The sequence below is a fragment of the Roseibium sp. JB4-4 genome (genome assembly GCF_055693425.1).
In genome coordinates this window covers 2499483-2512037 of sequence record NZ_CM146333.1, presented here as the reverse complement: position 1 = coordinate 2512037, position 12555 = coordinate 2499483, and the positions used below count along the sequence as shown (strand labels likewise).

The window sequence follows — 12555 nt, the reverse complement described above, 5'->3', positions numbered from 1 at the left end:
GCATATTGCGTCAATGGCGGCTCATACGACGAAAGACTTGCCTGCGATCAGGCGATGGTTCCCAGCAGGTTGGATACCTGTTCACTGTTTCCCGCATATAGCTCGCTCACAGATGCGCTCTGATAGCTGAAGGAGCTGTTCCCGAAGTCACCTTCGATTGTCGACGCACTGGCGGAGCGAACGGATAGTCCGGTTTCGCTGTCGAAGGAGACCCGCTCGAAGGAAACGAATTGAGCAGATAAGGTTTCACCGCCGATTTCTGCTTCAATCGTTGTTGTTGAGATCGTCGCACTTTCATAGGCAACGGACGCCGATGGCCCCGAAGTTTCTTCGCCCAGAGCTACCTTCAGCTTGCCCGCCGTTTTCTGATAGTCCTCGACGGTTGCCAAAGCACCCTCTTTGGCATCTTCCTCGTCTTCACCTTTGCCCTTTTCGACGGCGGCTTGCAGCGCCGCAATCACCACCGCATCTTCCTCGGCTTTTTTGCTTGCAGCTTCCAGGAGGCTTTCTGCCGGTGCGGCCTGCTGTCCTTTGCGCTGTCCGATTTCATGACCGTTAGCATGGCCTTTCGGACCATCCTGGACGCCATTTGAGAAGCTGGCTGAGAAAATGCTTGCGCTCTGGGTGGTGGTTTCGATCGAAATCTGCATCGTGCGTGGATCCTCGGCTCCCGGCCCGTCCTGGGCCGGCAAAGGTCCTTAGAGGATCGCGCAATAGGGTTAACAGGCCATTAACCAATTGGCTCCGGCTAAGAGGCTCCGAAAAACTGGTCTTTCAAGAATTGACCACCCAAGGCCAGGCCGCGTTCGTCAATGCTGTGGGGAAGGCCGGTGAGCTTGTGCAAGTCACACGCAATCCCTGCCTTGGTGAGCGCGGTATGGGCGGCGTCGGCATGATAACAGGGGACGACATCGTCCTCAGTGCCATGCACGATTAGTATGGGGCAACTGGTTTTCACGTTGCCGAGACAGTCTGCACCTGGCAGCAGGCCAGAAAATCCAACAATGGCAGCAGGTGAAAACCTGCGGCGAAGTCCGCACTGCAACGCCATCATTGTGCCCTGACTGAAACCCACAAGCGCAAGGGAGGTGTCGTCCAAGGAATACCGACGGAGTTCTGTGTTCAGAAATCTGTCAAGTATCGCTTGCGCGGCTTCGGCTCCAATTCGGTACTCGCGCAAAGAGCGTTGCGCCAAGGCAAACCATTGGCGTCCGCCAAAAGCCTCGAAAGGTAATGGTTCAGGTGCATTCGGGGCGACAAAAACAGCCTCTGGCAACAGATCCTGCCAAGCGTGGCCAAGTTCGATGAGGTCGGTGCCATCCGCACCATACCCGTGCAGCAAGACAACCAGTTGGCGTGCAGTATTGCCAGCGAGCGGATCAAGACGCGGGCCGTCCAGGGCGAGATTATGCAGCGGATCTGTCATCTCATTCTGCCGGGTTTTCTTTCTCTTCCGGTTGAGCGCCAGGTGGTGGTTTCTGCTGGAGCCGCATGAAGGGCAGGGCGATCAGCATGGATGCCAGAATCAGGAGACCTGCAAGGGCAAAAGGAGCGCCTGGAAAATAGACGACCGCATCCGGTCCGGAGAAATGGGAAAAGACCTGCGTCATCACAAATGGGCTGAAAACCATGGAAAGGCCTGCCGCGCTGGAGATCAGGCCTTGCAGTTCACCCTGCGCGTTGTCCGGAATACGATTGGACATGAGACCAGTAAAGGCGGGTGTCGCCAGAGCACCGAAGGAGGCGAACGCGACCATGGCATAGGCCATCCAACCGGAATCCGCGAAGGATAGTCCTGTGAACGCGATCAGATTGGCAACCAGCCCGACCAAAAGCGTTCTACCCGGTCCGAGTTTCGGTTCCAGGACGCGTATGAGATATCCTTGAACAAAGGCAAAGCCAATGCCGACAAATGCCAGGGACAGGCCAATGTCGCCGGGGCTCCATCGAAACACTTCCTCCGTATAGTAGCTCCAGATAGCCGGGTAGACGTAGTGCGCGATATCGAACAGGAAGACTGCAAGAAGCAGTGTTCTGACCGCAGGATAATTGGCGATCTGTTTCAGCGCTCCGAGAGGATTGGCCCGCTTCCATTCAAATTTGCGTTTGTTTTCCTCCTTGAGTGTTTCAGGCAGGACGAAATAACCGAACAGAAAATTGACAAACGACAGTGCGGCCGCAGCATAAAACGGTGCACGAGGCCCCCACTCGCCAAGAAAGCCGCCAATCATGGGCCCAAGCACGAAACCGACACCGAAACCGGCACCAATCAGGCCAAAGTTCTTGGCGCGATCCTCTTTCGAGGAGACATCGGCGATATAGGCGGATGCGGCCGCGAACGTAGCGCCAGCCACTCCAGAAAGCGTCCTGCCGATGAAGAGAATTACCAGGCTCCAGGACAGTGCCATGATGAGATAGTCCACGGCCATGGCAAACATGGAAGCAAGCAGCACAGGACGCCGCCCGAACCGGTCAGAGAGGCCGCCAAGGGTCGGGCCGCACGCAAACTGCATGAGAGCGTAGACAACGCTCAGGGCGCCGCCCCAGCGCGCGGCATCGCTGACAGGCAATTCAGTCAGCTCGGTCAGCAGAGATGGCATGACGGGCATCATCAGCCCGATGCCCATCGAATTGATGGTCAGCGTTACGAGTATGAAGCCAAGCGCGTTGCGTTTTGACAGACCGGTTCTCACAAAGCCTTCCTGGTCGGGTTTTGGATCGGACCGGAGTGCTTTAGCGCAACTACTCTGCGGCGACCAGCGTTGGCTGTTCCCAGTTGCCCTTTTCGATATCCGCGATCTGTTGATCGATCTGCGTCATGACGAACCGGGAAAACGGACCAAGGTGAACGTAGAGCGCAAGCATCATCATGACAGGCTTGAGTGCTCGGAAGTTCGTGAAGGCCGTTTTTGCCAGGGTTTTCCAGAATGGGCCGCGATAGGTCGTTTCCTCGAAGGTCATGGCATACATCAACTTGCCGAATTGCTTCATGTCGTGGAAAAAACCTGCGCCGAAAATCGAACCATTGGCGCCTTTCATGTCCAGCATTTCCGCGACTTTTTGAACGCGCCTGAAATAGGCTTCCGGGCTGTAGACCCTATCGATGACCATCTTGAAATCTTCGAGGATCTGTTCGCGGGGCCGAACGGTGGTGAAGTTGAGGCCGGCAGTGCACTGGTCACCATGGACCGTGTCCGGGTCGTCCGTGCCGAAGTCCGCGTGCAGACGGCCTTCCTTGGCAAGTCGGCGCGTCAGCTGAGTATTGGGCAGCGCATAGAGAAGGCCCGTCATGGCCACAGGAATGGCGGCCTCTTCGATCAGGGCTGAGATTTCGTCTGCAACCTTGTCGCTCTCTTCGTCGAAGCCGACGATGAAGCCGGCCAGGACAAATATCCCGGCGTCATAGATCTTGTGAACGCTCTTGGCGATATCCCTGCGCGTGTTCTGTTTCTTGCGCGTTGCGATAAGAACTTCCGGGTCCGGGCTCTCGATGCCGATAAAGACAGAAAAATACCCGGCGTCCTGCATCATCTTCAGAAGCGCTTCGTCATCCGCCAGATTGAGGGAGGCTTCGGTTGACATTTCAAACGGATAGTTCCGTTCTTTCTGCCAAGCCGCCAATTCGGGAAGAAATCCCTTAACGGCACGCTTGTTGCCGATCAGATTGTCATCGACGAAATCGACGTGGCCGCGGTAGCCAAGTTCATGGAGGCGATCGAGTTCGGCAAGAATTTGTTTGTTGGATTTGGTGCGCGGCACGCGGCCGTAGAGTTCGATGATGTCGCAGAATTCGCAAGTGAACGGACAGCCGCGCGAATATTGAACGCCGATCTGGACATAGTCTTCGAATTTCAGGAGATCGAATCGCGGGATCGGGCTTGAGGTGACGTCGGCCTTGAATTTTTCAGCAGTAAAGCGTCCTTTGCGGTCACCCTCGTTCCAGGCGTCAATGAAAGTGCTCAAGATGCCTTCCGCTTCGCCGAGCACGAGAAAATCGGCGGCTTCATAAACTTCAGGCGATGAGGTGGCATCTGGTCCGCCAACAGCGACCGGAACACCCTTTTCCTGAGCTTTGCGGATCACGGAAAGGCAATCGGCCTGCTGTGGCAGCATGCCGCCGGTCATGATCATGTCGGCCCAGTTTAAATCTTCCTCTTCAAGCTCGCCTGTGTTGCGATCGACCAGGCGCACATTCCAGTTCTTCGGCAACATGGCAGCAACGGTGATCAGTCCAAGGGGTGGTGCCGGATATTTGGCGCCAACCATCTCGCAGGTTTTGCCGTAGTTCCAAAAGGAACCGGCGTTAAACCGCGGATAGACCAATAATACGTTGCATTCCGTCATGCTGAATTTCCTTTCGAACGGGCATTCCGTCCTAAAACTGGCGACACATTATCAAGTTTACACGTGGGCACAACAGTTGAAGTGTCAACGGTTGCTGCGACAAATGATTGGCGATGTGATCGGGCCGTTACGAGGAAAGCGCATCAGGCTTCTGCAAATGAAAAATAAGTCCGTGCACATCCTTGCCAAGTTCGCGGCGCAGAACAACCGGTTCTTCCTTGGTGTAGGAGAGCCCCGCGGCTTCTGCGCTGCGTTTCAGGTACTCCGGTGTATGGGCATAACGCCCGGTCGGGTCGACCCGATAGTCCGGACCTGAAGTATCGGCCAAATGCTCGACGCTGGCGATCAGAAGCCCACCTGGTTTGAGTGCCCCGCTTAAGGCTTTCATGAACGGGCCGAGATCTCCAAGGTAACACAGCGTATCGACACAAACCGCAAGATCGAAGCGGGTCGGCAGGTCCGAATTCAAAAACTCGACAAGTTCAACCTCGAGCAGAAAATCATAGGCATTGAGCGCATTGGCTTTTTTAAGCATCCCGGGCGATAGATCAATCCCGGTCAGTTTGTCACAATGTTCACGGATCAATGGCCCACACAAGCCAGTTCCGCAACCAAGGTCAACCACGTCCTGAAAGACCTTGTTGTCCTGTTTCGCCAGCGCGACCACTGTATCGGCGACCAGTTCCGGGGCCCGATAACCAAGGTTCCTCAGAACATCGTCAAAACTCTCCGAAAAGCTGTCGAAGTGCTCTTTGACGTAGTCTTCCGGTGCCTGGTCGAGAGCATCGCCGCGCACCGCTGCAAGCTGATACTGCGCGACTTTGTTGTCCGGGTTGGCCGCGACAACCGATTCCAGATGACTGACCGCGCGCTCCTGTCGCCCGAGCGCACACAGAACACGCGCATGCCAGACTGGGTCCGACCATACGTCTGAGCCGAATTCAAGGCACCGCTCCAGGGCCTCGGCAGCTTCATCTTTTTTCCCGGCAAGCATCAATGACAAACCGTAATTGTGCCAGGCGTTGGGATTGTCCGGGTCCAGCCGAACAACTTCCTTCAGGATCGGCAGAAGGTCTTCATTATTGTCGGCGCCCTCAAGCATGAGGCTGATGTTTTTCCAGGCATCCTCATGGCGCGGTTCCAGTTCAACTGCCCGCACATAGGCTTCAAGCGCCTGGTCGGATTGACCGCTGATTTTCAGGATATTGCCGAGATTATTGTACGCCGCAGCATTTTTTGAATTTTGTTCAAGTGATTTGCGGATCAGGATCACCGCATTATCCGCCTTGCCGGCCTCAAAATGAAGAAGTCCAAGAAAATGCAACCCATCCGCATGGTCTGGGTTTTCGGTCAGGACGTCTTTGTATGCCGCCAGGGCCCCTTCGAGATTTCCGCTGCGATGCGCATCAATGCCTTCCTGCAGCCTGGTATCTATCTGCATGTCGTCACTCGTTCTGCCAATAAAAAAGGGCGGTCGGACCGCCCTTGTTTTCGGAAAGACCTGAAAGTGACTTTACAGGACTTTCAAATCTTCAGCTACCATTTGCCCGCGGCGCCACTCCAGATCAAAGGCAACGAGCTGACCTTCTTTCAAAGTGTCGATGCCCGAACGGTGCAGGGCTGAGATTTCGACGGGAATGTCCTCGCCGTCTTCGGGTTCGATGCTGCCGACACCTCGGCGCTGATCGAACCATTTTACGTTTCCATGTTGCATGGATATTGCTTTCCAATTCTCCGTATCAAGGCATTTATACGGCTTTGATAAACGCCGAATTCAACGCCTTGATGACAATGTTGAAGTTAAAACTAAAGTACTCGTCAGATCCGATCCGGAATAAAAGTCCGGTGGCGCAGTCTAATAGGACCGCTTTCCATCGAATTGCAGTTCCGATAAGGAAGGGATCTTTTGCCCGGCTAATGTGCGCGGGCTAATACATAGCTTCTATTAGTATGGTAACTAAATAATTAATGTCAAGGCAGGCCTACAGCTTGCCCAAGATAACATATTGCAGAATATCGACAACTTGCGCCGGCGTTTCGGTCACTGCGAGTGCTGCGGCATCAACCTCTTTCAACGGATGTGTCAACGACGGGTCGTGCATCACCACAAGTGACTTGCCGAGCGCTGAAGCGTATCCTGCATCGAACGCCGCATTCCATTGTTTGTACTTGTCACCGAAGCGAACAACGACAACATCCGCCTTCTCGATGAGTGTTCGGGTTCGAATAGCGTTTACCTTCGCACCCTTGTGATCATACCAGAATTTCTTGTCTTCCCCGCCCAAGATGCTGGCACCGCAATCGTCGCTGGCAGCATGATCGGTTACCGGAGCGGAAAAGGTGACCGGGAGGCCAAGCGCCTTGACCCCTTCCACAATCTGGTCGCGCCAGTCTGTATGAATCTCACCCGAAAGATAGACGTTCCAATTGCTCATGATTTTGTCCGCTCAAGAATTTGAGTTAAGTGTCGAAAGGTGGTTAGCCGTGCATTCAAGCTGGGGAGCATTGATGCGGCCGTCAAGTGCATTTGGGACTTGGGCAAAGGTGCCTTTTCCCAACCCGACACCAGTCATTTCGAAATCGCAGCTATTTTGAAGTCAGATGCCAGACGCCATCCCACCTGTCAGGAACTCCCTGAGTTTCGATGATCTGAAGCCGGTTCAGGAACACCCGCGCAATTCTGTCGTCGGGATCTTTGGCAAGTATGGTTGCAAAAAGCTTGTGCGCGTCACTCCAAAGACCGGCAGCGAATGCGTGAAGGGCCTCTTCGGATGTGGTCTGCAGCTCTTTCAGGGCAGGGGTCATGTCCTTTGAACGCGCCAGGGCGGTAAAGACACTGGTCGGTTCGGTCTTGCCCTTTACCTGGATCCTGTCGACGGCCCTGAATTCGATGCCGGATGCTGTATCGCGTGTCCTTTGGCAGACCAGCAACTGGGTGCCGTAGATCTTGTTGGCACTTTCGAGGCGGGCGCCGAGGTTCACCGTGTCACCCATGATGGTGTAGTTCTTGGTTTTCTCCGATCCGATCGACCCGATGACCGCATCTCCGGTTGCAATTCCGATACGCTGTCTGATCTGGGGCAGGTTTTTCTGAAGTCCGGTCAATTCCGGCAGTTCCTCCTGGAAAGCCTGCATGTGCTCGATATTGCGGAGCGCGCTCTCCAGCGCGAGCGTCGCCTGTCCGCCATCATCACAAAACGGTTGTGCCCAGAAAGCCATGATCGCGTCACCGATATACTTGTCGATCACACCCTGCCTATCCGTGATTTCCGAAGACATCAAATCCAGATATCGGTTGAGCACCCGAACAAGGCCAGACGGGGTGAACTGCTCGGAAATGCTCGTGAAATCCGCCAGGTCCGAAAAATAGGCCGTTACAATTTTCTTCTCACCAGCCGTTGCATCTTCATGATCGGCAATCAGGCCGGACACGACGCGAGGGTCCAGATATTGCCCGAAGGTATCCTTGATCTTCTGCGTCGACCGCAGCCCATCCACCATGGTGTTGAAGCTGCGGGTCAGTGTGCCGATTTCGTCTTGTGAACGCGGCTCCAGCTCGACACTGAAGTCTCCTTGCTCAACGCGCTTTGCACTCAAAGTCAGAAGCTTCATGGGCCGCAGAATGCCGGAGATCACGAGAGACGAGAGCAGCAATGCCAGGGCTCCGCCCGAGGCTGTTGCGGCGATACTCGCGTAAAGGGCCTGTTGTTCGTGAAGCGCTGCCGTGGTGATCGCCTGGTCGGTGAACTGGTTGACATGCTTGTGCAGCTCGTCGAGATGCGCTGTCAGCTTGTCCTCCTCCTGCTCAAGCTGTTGTTCCAGTTTTTCGCGTGTTGCCGGAGGCAAGTCGGCCGTATTCACGAGGGTCGATGCATGCGTATGGAAATTGTTATGCTGTGTTTCGATGGCCACAAGCGCTGGATATAGCGCCGCAAGTTCCAGCTTGTCCTGCAGCGAAGCCGACTGATCCTGCGCAGCTTTGACACGTGCCTCCGCTGATTTCAGCAGGTCTTCCACCTTGTTGGCGTGTTCCTCGAACCTAGCGAAATCCTCGGCAAGCCGTTCTTCGAGATGCTTTATTCTGGTTTGAAGCTCGGGGTGATTTTGCAAAAGCGCATCAATTTCTTCGGCAGACTTGTCGTAACTGAGAACTTCCAACCGGTCCGCCCGCAACTCCGCCTGATACTTCTCGGCGCGTTCCAGATCGATTTCTTCCTGAAGCGTCACGACTTCAATTTGCGCAATTTCGTTGCGCAGCGGCGAATAGACCTTCGAAATCAGTTGCAGTTCGGTGTTGATCTCGAAAATCTTGTAGATCGAGAACGCCGCAGCGGCGGCCATAACAGCGAAAACTATGAGGGAAATGCCGAATATCTTCCAGGCAATACGCATCAGACAGATCCTCCATCGGCACAGCTGACGGCTGGCAATAATACCTAAATATAGGCGTGCAGATCCCGGAGCGCGACACGATAGTTGGGAAAGCGGAAGGAATACCCAAGCTCGTCCTTTATGCGCTGATTGGAAACCCTTTTGTTTTCGCCATAAAAGGAGCGCGCCATGGGTGTCAGGTCCGCGGTCTCGAAGGGAATCTCAGGGGGAGGCTCAATCCCAAGAAGCTCTGCCGCAAAGGTGACCACATCCTGAGGCGGAGCGGGTTCGTCATCCGTAACATTGTAAATCCGAGTTACAGGATTTGCCATGGCAAGCGACACCGCACCTGCAATGTCGGAAACATGAATGCGGTTGAACACCTGGCCCGCCTTGACAAGGCGGCGGGCCTTGCCTTTCCGGAAGTTTTCAAACGCATTTCGGCCTGGGCCGTAGATTCCCGAAAGACGAAAAACCTGAACGGGACAATCGTTCGATCCCGCAAATTCCAGCCATGCGTTTTCCGCCGCGACCCTTTGTACGGATCTTTTCGAAACCGGCTTGCACGGAGTGTCCTCATTTACCCAGTCGCCATCGTGATTGCCGTATACGCCAACGGTGGAGAGATATCCGATCCATTCCGGTCGACCGGCGGCAACATCTTCGCCGTGCAAGTTCAGCACGGGATCTCCGGCATCATTCGGTCCGATGGAAACAAGGACATGTGTCGCCGATGCAAGCGCTTCAGCAATGCCTTCGCCTTGGGTCGTCCCATCGAATAGGAAAGGTTCGATGCCGGCCGCCTTGAGAGCTTCCGCCTTTTCGACAGACCGAGTGGTGCCGCCGATCCAGTCAAACTGATCCCGTGTCTCTTCGATGAAGGCCTTTGAGGAAAAGCCGACACCGAAAACAAAAAGGCGCATGGTCATAACTCCAGATGCTTGCGGCGAACTTCGTAAAGGGCAATGCCGGTCGCAACGGCGAGGTTCAAACTGTCAGCCTGACCGACCTGAGGAATTCGGATCAACGTCGAACAGGCATCCGCCATGTCGTCCTCCAGTCCCTTCTGCTCATTGCCCATGACAAGAAGCGCCGGCTCAGTGTAGTCCGGCGTCCGATAGTCGACAGAACCTTTCAGGTGCGTCGCCGCAACGGTGCCTGGCCATTTGCCCGCCAGGGTTTTGAATTCTTCCTTGGTCATCCGGGCCAGAGGCACGTGAAAGAGCGAACCCATGGTGGCGCGCACCGCTTCAACCGCAAAGGGATCAGTGCAATCACCAACCAGCATGACACCCGAACCGCCGACCGCATCAACCGTGCGAATGATCGTGCCGAGATTGCCCGGGTCTCGTATCCGGTCAAGTGCGACCCAAATGCTTGAACCCTTCGAGTCAATTTCCCCGGCTGAAAGGATCTTTTGCCCGTAGACGCCAACAACCATTTGAGGATTGTCCTTGCGCGTCATGGCAGACATGACAGCCGTTGAAACTTCCAGGATCAGCGCTCCGCGTGCCTTGGCGGTTGCCGCTGCTTTTTGTGCAATGGGGTTGTCACGCGCTTCCGGACCAAGAGCGAGATAGCGAACATCCCAACCTGCTTCCAGTGCATCGGTTGCCAGCTTCAGCCCTTCGGCAACAAACATGCCCGACTGGCTGCGATGTTTGCGTTGGGCGACGAGCCCTTTGATTTCCTTGACAATCGGATTGGAGTGGCTGGTGATCTGCTTCACCGCGCCGATGCGCTGAGGTTTGCCGGATTGTGGCATTCTTTGCTCCGGGAGCTCAACTGGAGCCAGGGACGGAAATTGAACAAGTTAAGCTGGAGTATGCGCTGGCCCTTTTCGGGTCAAGGTTTTTGGCGCTCATCTTGTGGCGGAAGCAGTCTCTGTGTCGCCAGCAAAACCGCATCGTTGATGTCTACTGGAAACGACGTCACATCCAGCTTGCCGTCAATCGCCAGAAAGGACAGTCCGTGGACCTGCGTCCAAAGAGGAAATGCTGTCTTGATGACCCACTCGGTGATGTCGTCTTCCCCAAGATAGCGCGCGACCTCCGCAAGCAGCACACCATAGCAACCGCGTCCAACCTGTTTGAGTTCCTCTATCCGTCCCGAATGGCTTCTGGTGCTGAACATGAGACGAAACGTATGCGGCTCCCGTATTGCGAATGCCACGTAAACCCGGCCGATTGCAGAGATCGATTCGATGGAACCGCGCGGGTGTTCTGAAGCGCTTTGCTCCATCTCCGCTCCAAGACGCTGAAGGCCGTCTTTGGCGACATCCGTCAAAAGGTCGTTTTTGGAGGAAAAATGCCGGTAAGGCGCTGCTGTACTGACCCCCGCCAGACGGCAGGCGTCCGACATTGAGAACCCGTCGGGGCCGTGTTCTTCGATCAACCGCCTCGCAGCAGCAATCAGTTGACCGCGTAAGTCGCCATGATGATAGGCGCTTTTCTTCTGAATTTTTTTTCCGGTCATTCTCAATGCTTCAAAATTTTTGCGGCGAATCCTCTTGCGGAAGTTAATTCTTCTAACATATGTTAACAATAGTAACATAGTTAGTAGTGTTCACATTCGGGCATTTGTCCGCGCGAACGCAGATTGCAAGACGCGAAAATCGGACGAAAGGTGAGGGCGCGGCATGTCGGGAACAATTCATGAGCGGGATGCTGGAACGCATAAGACCGGCCGTATTCGTCTCTTCGCTCGGGGATTTGCAAGTCTGGCGACATTTACCGTCAATCTCGGACTGGCGGCTGTTGCTGTGGTTGTTGGTGTCACGACAATCCAGATGCGGGCAGAGGAAAGACCGGTCGTCGAAGCGGCACCTCTCACTGAAGTGACCACGATCAATCCGGACTTTCAGACAGGATACGACGTCACACGCAGTTTCGTCGGACGGCTGGAGCCGGCGCGCAGGACGGACCTCGGATTTGAATTGTCCGGAACGGTTCGCGAAATTCGGGTGGACGAGGGCGGCAGCGTTCAAAAGGGCGATATCATCGCGGTGCTGGACATCCGATCGCTCAAAGCAGAGCTCCGTCGGCAGCAAGCCAATCGTCAAGCGACCGAAAGTGACCGGGAACTGGCCCAATTGACGCTCGACCGCCGAAGCAAGTTGCGGGTCTCCGGACATGTAAGCGACCAGGTGCTGGACGAGGCAAGGCTGACACTCAGCCGGTTGGACGCTTCCCTTGCCCAGATAGATGCTTCAATCGAGACAATCGAAATCAGTCTGGACAAATCGGTTCTGCGGGCACCCTTTGACGGCAATATCGGCGAACGCCTGCTTGACGAAGGAGCAACCGTGTCGCCGGGTCAAGCGGTCTTGCGCGTGCTTGAAAGCGCCCGCCCAACCGTCCGGATTGGATTGGCGCCGGAAGTGGTTGATCAGCTTCAGGAAGAAGACACCTACAAAATCCGTATCGGAGATGAGAATTACACTGCTGTACTGTCCGGCCTTAGACCGGATCTGGAGACGCGCACGCGGACAATTGAGTCCTTGTTCGAACTCAAGGGCAGCGCCGCCGCCCCGGGTTTCGGCAGGCTGGCTGAGCTTACTCTGACGGAGTGGATCCAAACCGAAGGTTACTGGGTGCCGACGACGGCCCTTAAAGAAGGTCCGCGAGGCCTCTGGACGCTTTTAACCGTCGTCCCCCGGTCTTCGGAAGTTGCTGTGCCGGACTACAAGATCGCGCGCGAGGCGGTTGAGGTGATCCATGCGGATAGAGGCCGCTCATTTGTCCGCGGCACGCTTTCCAGAAACAGCAAAATCGTCGCTGTGGGGGTGCACAGGGTCGTCACCGGCCAGTTGGTCCGTCTTGGGTCAGATGGGGTCTAAAC

Annotated in this window: 12 protein-coding genes; 1 reads left to right on the top strand and 11 read right to left on the bottom strand. The window is 55.2% G+C overall.

Features of this window, described 5'->3' with window-relative positions; translation table 11 throughout:
- Positions 1-47: 47 nt before the first annotated feature.
- The 11 genes from ACZ1HV_RS11635 to ACZ1HV_RS11585 form a co-directional block, all read right to left on the bottom strand.
- Positions 48-650, bottom strand: coding sequence for a hypothetical protein (locus ACZ1HV_RS11635; RefSeq protein WP_472718166.1), 603 nt, complete (start codon positions 648-650; stop codon positions 48-50).
- Between the two features lie 98 nt (positions 651-748).
- Positions 749-1426, bottom strand: coding sequence for an alpha/beta hydrolase (locus tag ACZ1HV_RS11630; protein ID WP_472718165.1), 678 nt, complete (start codon positions 1424-1426; stop codon positions 749-751).
- A gap of 1 nt (position 1427) precedes the next feature.
- The gene (locus ACZ1HV_RS11625) at positions 1428-2693 is read right to left on the bottom strand and encodes a TCR/Tet family MFS transporter (RefSeq protein ID WP_472718164.1); all 1266 of its coding nucleotides are present in this window, start codon (positions 2691-2693) and stop codon (positions 1428-1430) included.
- A gap of 49 nt (positions 2694-2742) precedes the next feature.
- On the bottom strand, positions 2743-4344 hold the full coding sequence (locus ACZ1HV_RS11620; protein WP_472718163.1) for a B12-binding domain-containing radical SAM protein: 1602 nt from the start codon (positions 4342-4344) through the stop codon (positions 2743-2745).
- Between the two features lie 127 nt (positions 4345-4471).
- Complete coding sequence (locus ACZ1HV_RS11615) at positions 4472-5785, bottom strand: tetratricopeptide repeat protein (RefSeq protein ID WP_472718162.1); 1314 nt, start codon at positions 5783-5785, stop codon at positions 4472-4474.
- A 72-nt stretch (positions 5786-5857) separates the two neighbouring features.
- Complete coding sequence (locus tag ACZ1HV_RS11610; protein ID WP_298822087.1) at positions 5858-6058, bottom strand: cold-shock protein; 201 nt, start codon at positions 6056-6058, stop codon at positions 5858-5860.
- A gap of 268 nt (positions 6059-6326) precedes the next feature.
- Positions 6327-6779 carry a YtoQ family protein gene (locus ACZ1HV_RS11605; protein WP_298960642.1) on the bottom strand — a complete coding sequence of 151 codons (453 nt, stop codon included), beginning with the start codon at positions 6777-6779 and terminating at the stop codon, positions 6327-6329.
- Positions 6780-6930: 151 nt separating this feature from the next.
- Positions 6931-8736, bottom strand: a complete 1806-nt coding sequence (locus ACZ1HV_RS11600; RefSeq protein WP_298982798.1) for an adenylate/guanylate cyclase domain-containing protein — start codon at positions 8734-8736, stop codon at positions 6931-6933.
- 44 nt (positions 8737-8780) lie between these two features.
- Positions 8781-9638, bottom strand: a complete 858-nt coding sequence (locus ACZ1HV_RS11595; RefSeq protein ID WP_472718161.1) for an SDR family oxidoreductase — start codon at positions 9636-9638, stop codon at positions 8781-8783.
- 2 nt (positions 9639-9640) lie between these two features.
- Positions 9641-10480 carry a TrmH family RNA methyltransferase gene (locus tag ACZ1HV_RS11590; RefSeq protein ID WP_298822091.1) on the bottom strand — a complete coding sequence of 280 codons (840 nt, stop codon included), beginning with the start codon at positions 10478-10480 and terminating at the stop codon, positions 9641-9643.
- An 80-nt stretch (positions 10481-10560) separates the two neighbouring features.
- On the bottom strand, positions 10561-11190 hold the full coding sequence (locus tag ACZ1HV_RS11585) for a TetR/AcrR family transcriptional regulator (protein WP_298822092.1): 630 nt from the start codon (positions 11188-11190) through the stop codon (positions 10561-10563).
- 163 nt (positions 11191-11353) lie between these two features.
- Between ACZ1HV_RS11585 and ACZ1HV_RS11580 the strand changes: the two genes are divergently transcribed.
- Positions 11354-12553: an efflux RND transporter periplasmic adaptor subunit gene (locus ACZ1HV_RS11580; RefSeq protein ID WP_472718160.1), complete on the top strand. Its 1200-nt coding sequence runs from the start codon at positions 11354-11356 to the stop codon at positions 12551-12553.
- Positions 12554-12555 lie beyond the last annotated feature (2 nt).